This is a genomic window from Streptosporangium sp. NPDC000396 (assembly GCF_042898655.1).
Classification (GTDB): domain Bacteria; phylum Actinomycetota; class Actinomycetes; order Streptosporangiales; family Streptosporangiaceae; genus Streptosporangium.
In genome coordinates this window covers 251,753-267,250 of record NZ_JBIAZA010000007.1, presented here as the reverse complement: position 1 = coordinate 267,250, position 15,498 = coordinate 251,753, and the positions used below count along the sequence as shown (strand labels likewise).

The 15,498-nt window shown below is 71.8% G+C and carries 17 protein-coding genes; all 17 read left to right on the top strand.

All coding sequences use genetic code 11. The features are described from left to right. Nucleotides 1-166 precede the first annotated feature (166 nt). A complete protein-coding gene (locus ACFY2X_RS14060; RefSeq protein ID WP_389937469.1) occupies nt 167-1,351 on the top strand; it encodes a steroid 3-ketoacyl-CoA thiolase in 1,185 nt (394 codons plus the stop codon). An 8-nt stretch (nt 1,352-1,359) separates the two neighbouring features. Beyond that, entirely contained in the window at nt 1,360-2,580 is a 1,221-nt protein-coding gene (locus ACFY2X_RS14055; RefSeq protein WP_389937466.1) for a CaiB/BaiF CoA transferase family protein, read from the top strand. A gap of 93 nt (nt 2,581-2,673) precedes the next feature. Then, nucleotides 2,674-3,414, top strand: coding sequence for a 3-oxoacyl-[acyl-carrier-protein] reductase (fabG, locus tag ACFY2X_RS14050; protein WP_389937463.1), 741 nt, complete (start codon nt 2,674-2,676; stop codon nt 3,412-3,414). Further along, nucleotides 3,411-3,872, top strand: coding sequence for a FabA/FabZ family ACP-dehydratase (locus tag ACFY2X_RS14045; protein ID WP_389937460.1), 462 nt, complete (start codon nt 3,411-3,413; stop codon nt 3,870-3,872). The genes fabG and ACFY2X_RS14045 overlap by 4 nt, the downstream gene beginning before the upstream one ends. After that, a complete protein-coding gene (locus ACFY2X_RS14040; protein ID WP_389937458.1) occupies nt 3,865-4,410 on the top strand; it encodes a 3-hydroxyacyl-ACP dehydratase FabZ family protein in 546 nt (181 codons plus the stop codon). Before ACFY2X_RS14045 ends, ACFY2X_RS14040 begins: the two co-directional genes overlap by 8 nt. Continuing rightward, the gene (locus ACFY2X_RS14035; protein ID WP_389937455.1) at nt 4,407-4,664 is read left to right on the top strand and encodes an acyl carrier protein; all 258 of its coding nucleotides are present in this window, start codon (nt 4,407-4,409) and stop codon (nt 4,662-4,664) included. The genes ACFY2X_RS14040 and ACFY2X_RS14035 overlap by 4 nt, the downstream gene beginning before the upstream one ends. Nucleotides 4,665-4,667: 3 nt before the next feature. Continuing rightward, complete coding sequence (locus tag ACFY2X_RS14030; protein ID WP_389937453.1) at nt 4,668-5,873, top strand: beta-ketoacyl-[acyl-carrier-protein] synthase family protein; 1,206 nt, start codon at nt 4,668-4,670, stop codon at nt 5,871-5,873. Beyond that, nucleotides 5,870-6,988, top strand: coding sequence for a beta-ketoacyl synthase N-terminal-like domain-containing protein (locus ACFY2X_RS14025; protein ID WP_389937450.1), 1,119 nt, complete (start codon nt 5,870-5,872; stop codon nt 6,986-6,988). The genes ACFY2X_RS14030 and ACFY2X_RS14025 overlap by 4 nt, the downstream gene beginning before the upstream one ends. Then, complete coding sequence (locus ACFY2X_RS14020; RefSeq protein WP_389937447.1) at nt 6,966-8,087, top strand: beta-ketoacyl synthase N-terminal-like domain-containing protein; 1,122 nt, start codon at nt 6,966-6,968, stop codon at nt 8,085-8,087. Before ACFY2X_RS14025 ends, ACFY2X_RS14020 begins: the two co-directional genes overlap by 23 nt. After that, nucleotides 8,084-9,064, top strand: coding sequence for a beta-ketoacyl synthase N-terminal-like domain-containing protein (locus tag ACFY2X_RS14015; RefSeq protein WP_389937444.1), 981 nt, complete (start codon nt 8,084-8,086; stop codon nt 9,062-9,064). Before ACFY2X_RS14020 ends, ACFY2X_RS14015 begins: the two co-directional genes overlap by 4 nt. A gap of 2 nt (nt 9,065-9,066) precedes the next feature. Continuing rightward, the gene (locus tag ACFY2X_RS14010) at nt 9,067-9,867 is read left to right on the top strand and encodes an alpha/beta fold hydrolase (protein WP_389937441.1); all 801 of its coding nucleotides are present in this window, start codon (nt 9,067-9,069) and stop codon (nt 9,865-9,867) included. Beyond that, complete coding sequence (locus ACFY2X_RS14005) at nt 9,864-10,799, top strand: hypothetical protein (protein ID WP_389937438.1); 936 nt, start codon at nt 9,864-9,866, stop codon at nt 10,797-10,799. Before ACFY2X_RS14010 ends, ACFY2X_RS14005 begins: the two co-directional genes overlap by 4 nt. Continuing rightward, nucleotides 10,796-11,419, top strand: a complete 624-nt coding sequence (locus ACFY2X_RS14000) for a 2-hydroxychromene-2-carboxylate isomerase (protein ID WP_389937435.1) — start codon at nt 10,796-10,798, stop codon at nt 11,417-11,419. Before ACFY2X_RS14005 ends, ACFY2X_RS14000 begins: the two co-directional genes overlap by 4 nt. Before the next feature lies 1 nt (nt 11,420). Then, on the top strand, nt 11,421-11,546 hold the full coding sequence (locus ACFY2X_RS13995; protein ID WP_389937432.1) for a hypothetical protein: 126 nt from the start codon (nt 11,421-11,423) through the stop codon (nt 11,544-11,546). Beyond that, nucleotides 11,543-12,325 carry a class II aldolase/adducin family protein gene (locus ACFY2X_RS13990; RefSeq protein ID WP_389937430.1) on the top strand — a complete coding sequence of 261 codons (783 nt, stop codon included), beginning with the start codon at nt 11,543-11,545 and terminating at the stop codon, nt 12,323-12,325. The genes ACFY2X_RS13995 and ACFY2X_RS13990 overlap by 4 nt, the downstream gene beginning before the upstream one ends. A gap of 124 nt (nt 12,326-12,449) precedes the next feature. Next, nucleotides 12,450-14,003 (top strand): AMP-binding protein, encoded by a 1,554-nt coding sequence (locus ACFY2X_RS13985; RefSeq protein WP_389937427.1) that lies wholly within the window; start codon nt 12,450-12,452, stop codon nt 14,001-14,003. A gap of 20 nt (nt 14,004-14,023) precedes the next feature. After that, the gene (locus ACFY2X_RS13980; RefSeq protein WP_389937424.1) at nt 14,024-15,322 is read left to right on the top strand and encodes a cytochrome P450; all 1,299 of its coding nucleotides are present in this window, start codon (nt 14,024-14,026) and stop codon (nt 15,320-15,322) included. The last annotated feature ends 176 nt before the right edge of the window (nt 15,323-15,498 follow it).

Here is a 15,498-nt window from a genome sequence, read left to right as displayed (position 1 = left end):
CCAGGAACGAGGAGCGCCGTACCCCCGTGACCGTACCGAACGGCCGACGGCTTGAGGGGGTGCGACGCATGCGGATGGTCGCCGATTCCGGCAGGCGTGACAGCACGGGACCGCATACCGCGTGCGGGTGCCCGGGCCCGGTCATCACACCGCTGGAGGTGAGCTGATGGCGGCGCTGGAGGACCGCACACCGGTCATCGTGGCCACTGCCCGTACGCCGATCGGCAAGCGGGGCGGCTGGCTGGCCGGGCTCAAGGCGGTGGAACTGCTGCGTCACGTCCAGCTGGAGGTGATCGCCCGCGCCGGGATCGAGCCGGGCGAGGTCGAGCAGATCATCGGCGGCTGCGTGACCCAGTCCGGGGAGCAGAGCCTCAACGTCACCCGCAACGCGTGGCTGAACACCGGGAACGACCCCGCCGTCGGCTGCACGACCGTGGACGTTTCCTGCGGTTCCGCGCAGCAGGCCAACCACCTCGTCTCCGCGCTGATCGCCGCGGACGCGATCGATGTGGGCATCGCCTGCGGCGTCGAGTCGATGAGCCGGGTCCCTGTCGGGACGAACCTCTACGGCGGCCCAGGCCACTACAAAACGGCTGACTATCCGTGGGACGACCCGCCGAAGGCGCAGTTCGGCGGCGCGGAGCGGATCGCCCGACGGCAGGGGATCACTCGCGCCGACGCCGACGCCTATGGCCTGCTCTCCCAGCGGCGCGCGGCCCAGGCGTGGGAGCAGGGGCGTTTCGAGCGCGAGGTGGTCCCGATCGCCGCGCCGGTGCTCGACGAAGCGGGCCGGCCGACCGGCGAGACGCGGCAGGTGCGCAGGGACCAGGGGTTGCGCGAGACCACCGAGGAGGGGCTGGCCTCGCTGACGCCCAACGTCGAAGGCGCCGTGCACACGGCGGGGACGACCTCGCAGGTGTCCGACGGCGCGGCGGCGATTCTGTGGATGTCCCTGGGGCGGGCCCGCGCGCTGGGCATCGAGCCCCGCGCGCGGCTGGCCCACCAGGTCGTCACCGGCGCCGACCCGTACTACCTGCTGGACGGCCCGGTCGTGGCCACCGAGCGGATACTTCGCCGGGCGGGCATGAAGCTGCGCGACATCGACCTGTGCGAGGTCAACGAGGCCTTCGCCGGAGTCGTCCTCAACTGGATGGACGCCCACGGCGCGGACCAGGAGCGGGTGAACGTCAACGGCGGTGCGATCGCGCTGGGTCATCCCCTTGGCGCCACCGGCACCCGGCTGATCGTGACCGCGCTGCACGAGCTGGAACGCACGGGCGCGGAGACCGCGCTGGTCACCATGTGCTGCGGCGGGTCGCTGGGCACCGCGTCCATTCTGCAACGGCTCTAGGAGACGACATGCGCGAGCAGGATTTCCTCCGCGAGTCCCTGAGCGGCTCGGCAGGCCCGCTTGAGGGCATCCGGGTCCTCGACGTGACGAAGGTGTGGTCCGGTCCGCTGGCCACCTGCGTGCTGGCCGACCTCGGCGCGGACGTCGTCAGGGTGGAGCTGGCGGAGGGGCGCGACGGCCAGGTGCCGCCGAACATCCCGGGCACCGGTCTGTCGTGGTTCCGGGAGACGGTGCACCGCAACAAGCGCAGTGTCGGCCTGGACCTTCGCCAGGCGCCGGGCAGGGAGTGTTTCCTGCGCCTGGTCGCCACCGCGGACCTGGTGGTGGAGAACTACAAACCCGGCACCCTGGACGGCTGGGGCGTCGGCTATGAGGACTGCCGTGAGGTGCGGCCGGACATCGTGTTCGTGTCGGTCTCCGGATGGGGACAGTACGGTCCGAACGCCCACCTGCCCGCCTATGACCCGGTCATCCAGGCGGCCAGCGGATGGATGGCCCTCAACGGCCCGCCCGGGAGCTCGCCGGTCCGGGCCCCCACGTTCCTGGCCGACGAGCTGGCCGGCCTGCACGCCGCGATCGGCGCGCTGGCGGCGCTGGCCCACCGCTCGCGGACCGGCGAGGGGCAGCACGTCGACGTGTCCATGATGGACAGCCTGCTGTTCAGCAGCAGCGGGTTGCCCACGCTCGCGGCGACCGGCGCCCCTCCGCCCCGGCTAGGCAACGAGACCGATTTCGTCGTCCCGTCCAACGTCTACGAATGCCGCGACGGGCACCTCTACCTCGCGGTGGCGCTCGACAAGCACTGGCGGGCACTGACCGAGGTGATCGGCAAGCCGCATCTGGCGCGGGCGGACGGCTACGGCACGAACAAGGATCGGCTGGGCAACCGGGAGGCGATCAACCGGATCGTCGCCGAGTGGTGCCTCGGGCGGACGGTGTCCGACGCCGTCGCCGCGCTGTCCGAGCGCGGTCTCGTCGTCGCACCGGTGCGCACGCTCGCGGAGGCCGTGACCGACCCGCACGTCGCGGCGCGGGAGATGCTGCAAGAGACCGTGCTGAGCGACGGTTCGTCCGCGCCGATCGTCGGGCCGCCGGTGAAGTTCTCCCGGACACCGACCGGCATCCGGCGCGGAGCCCCGGTGCCGGGGGCCGACACCGCCGAGGTGCTGGCTGAGCTGGACGGTTACGGAGCAACCTGCGAGATGCACTTCTTACGACGGAATTCATAGGGTTTAAGTAGCACATACCACGCAAATTTGCTGTTAATGGCGCAAATGCGACACCGCTGTCTGGTGGCGCGCGTTCCCACACGAGGAGGCGGAGTGGCTGAGCAGCACCGGGCACTGGTCACCGGAGCCTCACGCGGCATCGGCCGCGTGGTGGCCCTGCGGCTGGCCCGCGAGGGCTACGCGATCGCCGGTTGCCACAGCACCGCCAGTGAAGCGGCGCGGCAGACCGAGGCCGATGTGCGGGCGCTCGGCGCCCCCTGCTATTTCGCCGAATGCGACGTGTCGGATCCCGGCGCGGTCGAGGAGTTCGTCCGCGCCGCCGAGGAACGGCTCGGCGCGCTCGACCTTCTGGTCAACAACGCCGGCATCACCAGGGACAAACCGCTGGTGCTGTCCTCCTACGAGGACTGGAACGCGGTGCTGGGAACCAACCTCACCGGAACCTGGAGCCTCTGCCGCGCGATGGCGTTCCGCTTCATGAAGAACCGCAGCGGCGCGGTGGTCAACATGTCGTCGGTGGCGGGGGTGTACGGCAACGCGAGCCAGACCGCCTACGCGGCGAGCAAGGCCGGCATCATCGGGTTCAGCAAGTCGCTGGCCAAAGAGGTCGCCGCCTACGGCGTGCGCGTCAACGTGGTGGCTCCCGGGTTCATCGAAACCGACATGACCGACGCGCTCGGCGAGAAGCTGCGCGCCCAGGCGCTCACCCAGATCCCGGTGCGGCGCTTCGGCCGGCCCGAGGAAGTGGCCGAACTCGTCGCGTTCCTGCTGTCCGAGCGCGCCTCCTACATCACCGGCCAGGTTTTCCAGGTTGACGGGGGGATCACGCTTTGACCCGCACAGTCGAGGCCGGGTGGACCACGGTTCCCGGCGTGCCTTCGGTGGCCGCGCCGCTGCGCGCGGTGGACCTCTGGCGGTCCGAGCGGGCGGGAGACAAGCTGACCATGACCGTGCGGGTCGGCGTGCGCGGAGACGACCCGAATCTCCGGGGCCACTTCCCCGGGCTGGCCGTCTTCCCCGGCGTGTTCGTCATCGAGACGTTGTGCCAGGCCATGGCTTTCGCCGTGCCGCCGGGCACCGCGGTGTCCCCGGCGCCCCCGGTGCTGCGCTCGGTGCGGTCGGTCCGGTTCCTCGCGCCCCTGCTGGACGGGGACGAGCTGACCCTGCGGATCGTCGCGTCACCGCGGCCGGAGGGCGGCTGGGCGGTCACCGCCGAGGGATCGCGCCGCGACGGCACCACGACGGCGCGGATCCGCGCCGACTTCGACCCAGGTGAGGCAGCCCATGCGTGAACACGCCGACATCAGGGCGATCCTGCCGCAGCGTCATCCGCTGCTGCTGGTGGATCGCGTGCTGGAGCTGGACCCGGGAAAGTCCATCCGCACCATCAAGGCGATCACCGGAACGGAGCCCTGCTACGCGGGCCTCGCGGACGGAGCCGAGAACTGGCGCTACGCCTACCCGCCCTCGCTGATGATCGAGTCGCTCGGGCAGAGCGCCGCGCTGCTGTGGCTGGACGGCCGCGTGCCCACCCCCGGGGACGACCAGGTCCTGATGTTCGTGGGTGCCAGGAACTACCGCTTCGAGGGAACCGCCCACCCGGGCGACGTCCTGCGGCACGAGGTCCGGCTGGACTCCGTGGTCGCCGACACGGCGTTCGCCTCCGGCGAGACCTGGGTCGGCGACCGGCGTGTCGCCACCGTTGCCACCTTGATCGCCACGAGGCGCCCCGTGCGCCCGTCCGGCCCCGTGCCGCCCGCGATCCCCGCGGGTGGGCCAGCGTCAACTCCACCGATGGTGGTGCCGTCAGTATGGGAAGGATCGCGATGACGACGCAGGTAGAACAGCAGCTGGAGGAACTCCGCGAAATGGTCGCGGAGGTGCTCGAACTGGAGCCGGAGGAGCTCGACGACACCGGCGACTTCATTGAGGACTACGGAGCGGACTCGCTGCGCGCCATCGAGATCCTGGCGCGCATCGACAAGCAGTACAAGATTGAGATCCCTCAGGCGGAACTGCCTGAGCTGCGCAACCTGAAAGCGGTCCACGCCGCGCTCCTCCGGCACTCGAGCCGGCAGGGCTGAGCCATGGTCCGCGTCGCGGTGACCGGGCTCGGTCCTGTGTCGAGCATCGGTGTCGGCGTGTCGGCGTTCGCCGACGCGCTGCATGCCGGACGGTCCGGCATCTCGCGGATCACCAGCTTCGATCCGGCCGGGTTCCCGTACCAGAACGCAGGAGAGGTGCGTGACTTCGACCCCACCGCCCATCTGCGCCGGTTGGATCCGGCCAGATGGGCGAGGTCGAGCCAGTTCGCCGCGAGCGCGGCACGGCTGGCGGTGGACGACGGCGGGCTGGATCTGGAACGGATCTCGCCCGGACGGGCACACGCGGTCATCGGCACCACCAGCGGCGAGTCGACGGTGGCCGAGGCCCTCACCGCGCAGATCGTGGGCGGCGGATTCCCGGCGCAGGATCCGGGCCTGCTGACGCAGCTGCCGGCGAACCGGCTGGCCAACGCCGTCAGCGAGGAACTGGGCCTGCTCGGCGAGTCGCTGACCATCGCCACCGCGTGCTCGGCGAGCAACTACGCCATCGGGTACGCCTACGACCTGCTGGTCACCGGCGAAGCCGACCTGGTGCTCGCCGGGGGAGCGGACTCGGTGTGCCGGTGGGCCCATGCGGGGTTCTTCCGCCTCGGGGCGCTGACCGACACCGCCTGCTCGCCGTTCGACCGTGACCGTTCGGGCATCCTCACCGGTGAGGGCGGAGCCGTGCTGCTGCTGGAGACGTTCGAGCACGCTCGGGCACGCGGTGCCCGGATCTACGCGGAGCTGCTGGGGTACGGCCTCAACTGCGACGCCAACCACCCGGTTTCCCCGGACGCGTCGAGCATCGCGGAGTGCATGCGCACGGCTCACCGCAACGCCGGGGTCAAGCCGGAGGAAGTCGACTACATCTGCGCGCACGGGACGGGCACGCCGGCCAACGACCTGGTGGAGAGCCGGGCGATCCTGGAGGTCTTCGGGGACCGGCCGCCACCGGTCAGCTCGATCAAGTCCATGATCGGGCACACCATGGGTGCGGCCTGCGGGTTCGGCGCGATCGCGTCCGTCATGGCGATCGAGCGAGGCTTCCTGCCGCCGACGATCAACTGGCGCAACCCCGATCCGGAGATGTTCGGCATCGACCCGGTGCCGAACGCGGCCAGGCGGGCGAACGTGCGGGTGGTCCAGAACGACGGGTTCGCCTTCGGCGGCAACAACGCCATCGTGATGCTGGGAGCCGTCGCATGACCGGCGTCATAGTCACCGGGTGGAGCGTCCTGAGCTCCGCGGGCATCGGCGTCGACGCGCTGGCCGGGCGGCTGGCCGGAGCGGAGTCGGGCGCGGTCGCGGCCAGCCCCGGGGCCGGCGTCGGCCACCTGTACGAGGAGCCGCTGCCCTCGCCGAACGGCCACGCGCTGACCGACTTCGACGTGCGCGCCCAGCTCGGGCGCAAAGGCACCAGTTCCTACGACCGGGCCACGGCACTGGCCGTCGTCTGCTGCCAGGAGGCGTTGCGCGAAGCGGGGATGACCGTCGACGACACGACCAGGAAACGCGTCGGCGTCGTGCTCGGCACCAGCCTCGGCAGCTTCAAGTCCACCAGCGACTACAGCCGCGAGACCCTGATCCAGGAGAAGCCCTACCTGGTCAACCCGATGCTGTTCCCCAACACGGTGATGAACTGCGCGGCCGGGCAGGTGGCCATCCGGTTCGGCCTGCGCGGGGTCAACGTGACGATCGCGGGCGGTGCCCTGGCGTTCCTGAACGCGGTCCGCTACGCGGGCAACGTCATCGAGCGCGGGTACGCGGACGTGATGCTCACCGGGGCGGTGGAGGAGTACACGCCGCACCGGGCCTGGGCCTCCCATCTCACCGGCGCCACCACGACGGTCGCCGCGGGAGAGGCCGCGGGCGTGTTCGCGCTGACCGGCCCGCAGGCACCGCAATGGGCGGGACCGCGCCGCTCGGCGCGGATCCTCGCGGTGACCACGGGCTACGGTCCGGGCGGCGGCGAGCAGGCCGAGCGCGCGCTGGGCGGCTGCGTGAGCCGGGCCCTGCGCCGGGCGGGCGCCGATCCCGCCGAGATCACCACGGTGCTCACCTGCGAGTCCGACGAAGCGGATCGCCGAGAATACGGACCGGTGTCCCAGGTCCTGGGACACGAGCCGAGACGCATCATGGCCAAGCGGCTTCTCGGCGAATGCGACGCGGCTTCCGGAGCGGTCGCGCTCGCCGTACTGCTGGCGGGCACGGGCGGCACCGCCGGGGAGGGGCTGAGCCTGCTCACCGCCCGTGGCGCGGACGGAGCAGTCGGGGCCGCGATCGTGAAGGGGTACGGCGATGCCGACACTGATCGCGGGTAGCGCCGTACGCACCTGCCTCGGCGGGGGCGCGGAGACGTTCGCCGCGCTGCTGCGCGGCGAGTGCGGCGCGGGCCCGCTGCGGCACGGGGAACCGGACAAGCTCAACGTGTTCGCCGGCTACCACATCGGCGCCGACGACCCCAACCGGCCCTTTCGCGCCGGGAGGCTGCTCGCCGAGTGCCTGGGCGAGGCCGTGCGGCAGGCTGGTCTGGACACCGGGCGGCAGCGCGTGACGGCACTCGTGGGCACCGGCCTGCGCGAGCTGTCCGCGGTCGAGGACTGGGCACTGACGGGGTCGTCCTTCCCGTTGCGGCGACTGCACTTCGCTGACGTGGTGCGGGAGGCGCTGCCCGGCGTGACCGACGTGATCACCATCTCGAACGCGTGCAGCGCCGGTGGGCACGTGCTGGCGCTGGCGCAGGATCTCGTGGAGCTGGGCGAGGCCGACGCCGTCGTGGTGGGTGCGACCGACACCATGACGCAGTCGATGCTCGCCATGATCGGCCGGGTGGCACCCGCGCGGACCGCGCGGGTGCGCCCGTTCGACCGGGACCGTGACGGCGTCCTGCTCGGTGAGGGCGCCGCCGCGCTCGTGGTCGTGGCCGGGTCCTGGCCGGGCCGCGCGCTGGCCCGGCTGGCCGGCACCGGGCTCTCCTGCGACGCGCGCCACGAGACCGCGCCCGACGTCGAGGGCATCTGCCGGTCGATGCGCGACGCCTTCGACCGCTCCGGTCGCGATCCGTCCGCCGTGGACCTCGTGGTGGCGCACGGCACCGGCACCGACCTCAACGATCCGGCGGAGTGCGAGGCGCTGCGCGAGGTCGTCGTGGGTGCGGGCGGGGCGCCGCTGGTGACCGCGGTCAAGGGCTCCGTCGGCCATACGTCGGGAAGCGCGTCGCTGGTCAACGTGGACGTGGCGCTGCGCTGCCTGGCCGGGGGAGTGGTCCCCCCGGTGGCCGGCCAGCGCGACGTGCTGGACGAGGGCGCCGGGCTGCGGTTCGTGCTCGGTGAGCCGGTCCGGCTACGGCCCGAGCTGGTCCAGGTCAACGCGTTCGGCTTCGGCGGTGTGAACGCCGTGACCCTGTTGGAGGCCGCGTGAACGTCTCCCCGCAGCGTCTGCTCGCGACCGGCTGGAGCCTGCACCTGCCGGGCCTGCGCCTCGGCACCGCGCTCGCCGATCATCTGGGCGAACCACGCGGCGCCTGGGCGCACGAGGACCCGCCCGCGCCGGAGGCGGCGGCGACCCTGCTGGGACGCAAAGGCCTGCTGTACAAGGAACCGGCGACCCGGCTGGCACTGTGCGCGGTGCACCGGGCACTGGGACTCCAGGCGAGACAGCGGCCCGGCTGGCCCGTGGCCCCGGAGGTCGCCGTGGTGGCCTGCAGCAACCTGGGGAACGTGGAGACCGTCGCCCAGGTCACGCGCACCGTCGCCACCGAGGGAGGCCGGGGCGTCAGCGTGCTCGACGCGCCCAACGTCTCCAGCAACGTCGTGGCCAGCACCGTCGCCCTGTGGTTCGGTTTCGGCGGCCCCAACCTGATGGTCTGCTCGGGCGCGACGGCGGGCCTGGACGGGGTACGGCTGGCGGGACTGCTGCTGCGCGCCCGTCGCGCCGAACGGGTCGTCCTCGTCGGCGCCGAGCCCGCCGACGAGGTGGCCACGGCGTTGCACGCCGAGGGAGGCTCCGGGCGGCCGCTGCGCGCCGGGGCGGCATGCGTCGTGCTTGAGGCATGGCACCCCGAGGGCGGCGTCCCGGCGGGGCAGGACCCGGAGGGCGGCGTCCCGGCGGGGCGGGACCCGGAGGGCGGTGTCCCGGCGGGGCGGGCGCTGGTGGAGCTCGTTCCCGAGGCGGGGCCATGGCCCCGGCCGCCGCGGGTGACGATCGGCCGCGACGGGTTCGACCCGGCGGCGCACTGGGGCGACTGCTACGGCGCGGAGGGCGTGGTGGCGCTCGCGCTCGCCGCCCACCTGGCCGCCGATGAAGGGCACGGCGTCGTCGGCGTCCGCTGCGAGGGTGAGGACGGCTCGCGGGCCGCGCTGGTCAGTTCGGCGGAATCCGCCGTGGTCGGGAGGTGACGGTGAGCGGATCGACGGTGAAGGCGCACACGCTGGCATCGGGCGTGCCGGGCGCGCCACTGGTCGTGTTCGCGCACGGCCTCGAAGACTCCTGGTCGAGCTGGCTGCCGCTGGCCGCGGAACTGGACCCGGACTGGCGGCTGGTCGCGCTCGACCTGCCGTGGCGGCCGGCCAACGACTACCGCTGGCGCACCCGGCCGGCGGGGCAGTGGCTGGCGGAGGGACTCGATCTGCTCGGCGCCGTCCCCGACACGCTGGTGGCGCACTCGTTCGGCGCCAACGCGGCTCTTGAGCTGCTGTGCGCGCTCGACCCGCGTCCCGGGCGGGCCGCGGCGCTGGTGTGCCCGATGTACCGGCCGCCGCACCACCCGGTGACCTGGCGCATGTTCGACCGCTCGCGGAGCACGTTCGTCCAGCACATCCGCGACGGCGTGCGGGCACGGATGGGCGTCCGCGCGGAATCGACGGACCCCGGCGTGCTCGAAACCATGATGGATCTGGCGTTGGACCGGGTGGGACCGTCCGGCTTCTTCGCCGTGTTCGAGCAGTTCGCGGCGAGTGCGGATCTTCCGCTGGGCAACGTCGGGCTGCCCACGCTCGTGCTGGCGGGCGGTGCGGACCCGGCCCTGTCGCGAGAGGCGGCCACCACGCTCGCCGGCGGGATGCCGGGGGCGGAGATACGGATCCACCACGACTACGACCACTTTTGTCATATCCGGCACGCTCGCGGCGTCGCTGCGCAGGTCGCGGACCTTGTCGACACCGCCCGTGCGACGACCAGGACGGCAGGGGAATTGCGATGACCGTGACCATTCGACCGGAGCCGACCGTGGTGTACGGACGTCCGGCCTACGAGGGCGCCAACATCCGCACCTGGATCGGGTTCAAGCACTTCATGTATCTCGTCGAACAGGCGGTGCTGCAGTGGCTGATCGACCAGGGCACCGGCTCCCGGAGCCTGTTCCTCGACCACGGCCTCGGCGTGGAGATCGTCGACTGCTCGGTCCAGCTGCCGGCCGTACTCGAACTCGACGACGACGTGCGCGCGCAGGTCACGGCGGACAGGGGCAACCGGCTGGCCGTGCAGCTCTCCGTGGTGCGAGAGGGCGGTGAGGTCACCGTACTGCGCGGCAAGGTGAGCGTGGCGCTGGTGCGCGAGCGGGCGGCGCCCGGCCATCGGCCGGCTCCCGCGCCGCTGGCCGCGCTGGAGGTGGCGGACCTGGCGGAGGCCGGTACGGTCGCCCGCCCGGGACACCTGCGCCTGGCCCCGGGGCAGTCGGCGGAGTCGGCGCTGACCGCCGACCCGGCGGCGTTCCTGTGGTCCTGGCGGGCCCCGTACTTCTACTGCCACTTCTCCGACCGCGTCCAGCACTCCGGATTCGTGCGGGCGCTGGAGGAGGTGGTCGACCGGTTCCTCGCCGACCGGGGCATCTCCGTCGGGCGCATGCTGCTCGAACGGTCGTGGATTCCGGTGGTGTCACGCGCGCGCGTGCGGCTGATCGCCGCCGCGCACATGGAGGAGACGGTGCACACGGTGTTCACCGTCGTCGACATCCTGCGCGGGGTCATGTTCGACGCCCGCATGGACTGCTACGTCCAGCGCGGTGACGAGCTCGTCCACGTCACCACCGCGCAGATCCTGCACGGGTACGCGATCGCGGCCGGTGAGGGCGCCGGCGGGATGGCCGAGCTGGACGACGAGGTGGTACGCGCGCTGATCGGAGGCAGGTCATGAGCCGGCGCCCGCGCCTGTACTTCTCCCTCCGCAGCCCCTACAGCTGGCTGACCGTCCTGCGCCTGCGTGAAACGGTGCCGGAGGTGTTCGAGGCGATGGAGTGCTACCCCTACTGGGATCCGGACGCGCGGACCAGCCTGGCGCTGGCGCAGCGCGGCGGGGAGTTCCACTACATCCAGATGAGCCGGGCCAAACACCTGTACATGCTGCTGGACACCAAGCGGCTCGCCGAGCAGCAGGGCCTGGCGATGGCCTGGCCGATCGACGTCGACCCGTGGTGGGAGCTGCCGCACCTGGCGTGGCTGCTGGCCCGGCGGGAGGGGCGCGCGTGGGAGTTCTACGAGGCCGTCACCGAGGCGAGGTGGGGCCGCGGCGACAACATCTGCGACCCCGGGGTGATCCGGGCGGCCGCCGAGCGGGCGGGGCTGGACCCCGAACGGACCGTACGCGCGCCCGAGGACCCGAGCATCCGCGAGGAGGCCGTCGGCTGCCTCTACCAGGCCTACCTCGACGACGTGTTCGGCATCCCCTACCTGAAGTGGGGGCGGCACAGGTTCTGGGGCTTCGACCGGCTGGACGCCTTCCTGGACGTCTGGCAGCCCACACTGCAAGGAGCGTGAGATGACCACACCCGACACCCTGACAGAGATCGAGAACGACATCGACAGCCCGTGGCACGGCATCCCCGCCGAGCTGCTCGACGGGACGTACTCCTTGGACACCGACTCCGCGGGCGGGTGCGGATGACTTCCTCGCGCCCGGAGCGAACGCCGCAGGAGGAACGCCTGTATCGCAAGCAGCGTCTCGCCGCGGCGCTGCGGCTGTTCGCACGGCTCGGATTCGACGAGGGCGCGGGCGGGCACATCACCGCTCGCGACCCCGAGAACGCCGAGCATTTCTGGATCAATCCGTTCGGCGTCCACTTCGGGCACGTGCGCGTCGGCGACCTGCTGCTCGTCGACGCCGAAGGCACCGTCGTATCGGGAACCGGCGGCGTCAACCCCGCGGGTTTCGCGATCCACTCGCAGGTGCACGCCGCGCGGCCGGACGTGGTGGCGGCCGCGCACACGCACTCCACGTACGGCCGGGCATGGTCGACGCTGGGCAGGCGGCTGGATCCGCTGACCCAGGACGCGTGCGCCTTCTACGAGGACCACGAGGTGTTCGACGGCTTCGGGGGCGTGGTGCTCGACTCCGAGGAGGGCAAGCGCATCGCGGAACGGCTCGGCTCGGGCAAGGCCGTCATCCTCCGCAACCACGGTCTGCTCACCGTCGGCGGGTCGGTGCAGGAGGCCGCCTGGTGGTTCATCACGATGGAGCGCTCCTGCCAGGTGCAGTTGCTGGCGGAGGCGGCCGGCACGCCCGTGCACATCGGCCCGGACGTGGCGCGGGCGACCGCCGCGACGATGGGCTCCCCGGGCATGGGGCGGCTCAACTTCCGCCCGCTGTACGCGGACATCATCAGAGATCAGCCCGATCTGCTGGACGAGGAGCGTCCCGTGGGCCCCGCCCGCCATGAGCGGTGACGACGACGCGGCTCGGGAGGACGGACATCCACGGGCAACCGCCCAGCGCCGACCAAACCAAACTGGACCGAACTTGACCTAACCGAATCGAACCAAATCGAATCGGAGAGGGGTGGGCTCGCCCATGCCAACGCTGCTGAACGACTACATCGCCGAGGACGGCGCCGGGACCGCGATCGTGGACGACGGCGGTGCGGTGAGCTGGAGCCGTCTGGGAGAGCGGGTGAACCGGTGGATCGACCTGCTCGCCGGCCGCGGGCTGGGTCCCGGCGACCGGCTCGCGTGCGTCCTCGGCAACCGGCGCGAGTCCTTCGAGGTGGTGCTCGCGTGCCTGCACAGCGGCATCACCGTCGTGCCGGTCAACTGGCACCTCACCGAGCCCGAGATCGCCTACATCCTGTCCGACTCGGGCAGCCGGGCTCTCGTCGTCGAGGAGGCCTACGCGCAGGTGGCGGGGAGCGCGGCCGCACGGGCCACCGGCACGTGCACGGTGCTGCTGATCACCGGAGAGCGGGACGCCGGCGGGTTCGCCGCCGTGGAGCCTCTCCTCGCTTCGAGCGATCCCCGGGAACCCGCGGAACAGTGCTGCGGGTCCACCATGCTCTACACCTCCGGCACGACCGGGGCCCCCAAGGGCGTCGTCAACGGGTTGTTCATGGTCGGCGCGCCGTTCTCCAGGGTGGGAAAGCTGGTCGAGTACGCCCGCGTGGTGCTGGACGTGCCCGCGCGCGAGCGTTTCCTGCTGGACGGCCCCTGGTATCACTCGGCGCAGCTGTTCTACGCGCTGCTCTCGCTGCTGCAGGGCTCGTGCCTGGTCATCCGCCGGCACTTCGATCCCGTGGCGACCCTTGAGACCATCGACCGTGAGCAGATCACCGTGACGCACCTGGTGCCCACGCAGTTCGTCCGGTTGCTCCGCCTGGACGAGGCGGACAGGCGTGCTTTTTCCGGGGCGAGCCTGCGCCGGGTGCTGCATGGCGGCGGCCCATGCCCGATCGACGTGAAGCGCGGGATGATCGACTGGTGGGGGCCGGTCTTTCTTGAGTACTACGGGGCGACCGAAGGCGGGGTGGTCACCCTCATCGACTCGCACGACTGGCTGCGCCACCCCGGCAGCGTGGGACGGGCCGTCCCGTCCGGCGAGATCGTCGTCGTCGGCGACGACGGCACACCGCTGCCGCCCGGCGAACCGGGCCGGGTCTTCGTACGCCGCAGGACGGGTAAGAGCTTCCACTATCACAACGCCCCCGGCAAGACCCGCTCGGCACACCTGGCGCCGGACACATTCACCTACGGCGAGCTGGGCTACCTGGACGAGGACGGATTCCTGTTCCTCACCGGCCGCGCGCAGGACCTGATCGTCTCGGGCGGGGTCAACGTCTATCCCGCCGAGGTCGAGGCCGTACTGCTGACGCATCCGGCGGTACGGGACGCCGCAGTGATCGGAGTGCCGGACGATGAGTTCGGCGAGCGGGTCGTCGGCGTCGTGGAATGCGAGGCGGACGCCCCGGACGACCTCCCGGCCAGGCTGGACGAGCACTGCCGCCGCTCGCTGGCCGGTTTCAAGACGCCCCGCGCCTATCACTTCGTGGACGCGTTGCCGCGCGAGCCCACCGGCAAGCTCCGCAAGGACGCGTTGCGTGAGAGCTACTCCACGCCGGTGCCGAGCGGGCACTGACCAGCAGGAGAGAGACGCTGATGACTTCGTCGACGATCGGCGCGCCGCCGCGTCCTGACAGTCCTGGCAGCCCCGACATCGCCCACCCCGCCACCTACGCGGCCGGGGTGCCGCACGAGGAGTTCGCGCGGCGACGCCGGACCGAACCGGTGGCCTGGGTGCCGGAGCCACCGCTGTGGCGGCACAGCAGCGGCGGGCGGATCGCCGAGCGCGGCACCGGGTTCTGGGCCGTGACCACGCATGAGGCGGTGCTGTCCGTGTCACGCCGGGCGGAGGAGTTCTCCTCGGGTGCCAAAGGCGCCTTCCTCGCCGACCCACGCACACCCGCGGATCTGAAGCAGGCCAGGCAGCTGCTGGTCAACATGGACGCGCCCCAGCATCTGCGGATCAGGAGGCTGGTGACGTCGGTGTTCACCCCGCGTGCCGTCCGCGCCCTCGCCGACGGCGTCGCCGCGCACGCGGCGGCGCTGGTGAGTCAGGTGGTGAGGGCGGGGCGGTTCGACGTCGTCACCGACCTGGCCTGCGAGCTGCCGCTGCTGGTGCTCTCCGACCTGCTCGGGATGCCGCGGGAGGACCGGCACCTGCTGTACCGGTGGAGCAACCACCTCGTCGGCTTCGACGACCCCGAGTACGGCGGCGGCGACGTCGACGCCTACCGCAGGACGTTCGCCGAGGCGTTCCAGTATGCCCTGAAGCTCGCCATGCAACGGCGGGAGAACCCCACCGGCGATCTCATCAGCCTGCTCGCCAACGCCGAGGTGGACGGCAGACGCCTGTCGGACCGGGAGTTCTGCAACTTCTGGCTGCTGCTGGTGGTCGCCGGAAACGAGACGACCCGGCACCTGATCTCCGGGTCGCTGGAAGCCCTGGCGGCGCATCCGGCCGAGCGGGACAGGCTGGTGTCCGGCGCGGTGGCGCTGCCGGCCGCGGTGGAGGAGCTGCTCCGCTGGGTCACGCCGATCATGCAGTTCCGCCGCACCGCCGTCCGCGACACCGAGCTGTGCGGCCGGCGCATCTCCGCGGGCGACAAGGTGGTCGTCTACTACGTCTCGGCCAACCGGGACGCCGCCGTGTTCGCCGACCCGGAACGGCTGGACCTGAGCCGCGATCCCAACCCCCACCTCGCCTTCGGCACCGGCCCGCACTTCTGCCTCGGGGCGCACCTGGCGCGTCTCGAACTGACCGCGCTGCTGACGGCGATGCGGCCGCACCTGGCCGCGTTCGAGCCGGCCGGTCCGGTGGTGCGGCTGGAATCCAACTTCGTCAACGGGATCAAGTCGATGCCGGCCCGGATCGCCGGAGCGCCGGAACGAACCTGAACGTACAGGAGCATGCCTTGAAGCGCCGGGGCATGCCCTGAAGGTGTCCCGGAGCATGCCTTGAAGCGCCGGGACGTCGCTCTCCGCCGCGTCGTTTCGACGGTGCGCGCCCGCGCGCCGCCCATCCTGCGGTGACGCGTCGGCCACGATGGCACCGCGGGCAGGTCCCGGAACAT

Excerpts from the sequence above, each read along its gene's own strand:
- ACFY2X_RS14060 (WP_389937469.1), top strand. The coding sequence starts at position 167 with ATGGCGGCGCTGGAGGACCGCACACCGGTCATCGTGGCCACTGCCCGT.
- ACFY2X_RS14055 (WP_389937466.1), top strand. The coding sequence starts at position 1,360 with ATGCGCGAGCAGGATTTCCTCCGCGAGTCCCTGAGCGGCTCGGCAGGC.
- ACFY2X_RS14040 (WP_389937458.1), top strand. The coding sequence starts at position 3,865 with ATGCGTGAACACGCCGACATCAGGGCGATCCTGCCGCAGCGTCATCCG.
- ACFY2X_RS14035 (WP_389937455.1), top strand. The coding sequence starts at position 4,407 with ATGACGACGCAGGTAGAACAGCAGCTGGAGGAACTCCGCGAAATGGTC.
- ACFY2X_RS14030 (WP_389937453.1), top strand. The coding sequence starts at position 4,668 with ATGGTCCGCGTCGCGGTGACCGGGCTCGGTCCTGTGTCGAGCATCGGT.
- ACFY2X_RS14025 (WP_389937450.1), top strand. The coding sequence starts at position 5,870 with ATGACCGGCGTCATAGTCACCGGGTGGAGCGTCCTGAGCTCCGCGGGC.
- ACFY2X_RS14020 (WP_389937447.1), top strand. The coding sequence starts at position 6,966 with ATGCCGACACTGATCGCGGGTAGCGCCGTACGCACCTGCCTCGGCGGG.
- ACFY2X_RS14005 (WP_389937438.1), top strand. The coding sequence starts at position 9,864 with ATGACCGTGACCATTCGACCGGAGCCGACCGTGGTGTACGGACGTCCG.
- ACFY2X_RS14000 (WP_389937435.1), top strand. The coding sequence starts at position 10,796 with ATGAGCCGGCGCCCGCGCCTGTACTTCTCCCTCCGCAGCCCCTACAGC.
- ACFY2X_RS13995 (WP_389937432.1), top strand. The coding sequence starts at position 11,421 with ATGACCACACCCGACACCCTGACAGAGATCGAGAACGACATCGACAGC.
- ACFY2X_RS13990 (WP_389937430.1), top strand. The coding sequence starts at position 11,543 with ATGACTTCCTCGCGCCCGGAGCGAACGCCGCAGGAGGAACGCCTGTAT.
- ACFY2X_RS13985 (WP_389937427.1), top strand. The coding sequence starts at position 12,450 with ATGCCAACGCTGCTGAACGACTACATCGCCGAGGACGGCGCCGGGACC.
- ACFY2X_RS13980 (WP_389937424.1), top strand. The coding sequence starts at position 14,024 with ATGACTTCGTCGACGATCGGCGCGCCGCCGCGTCCTGACAGTCCTGGC.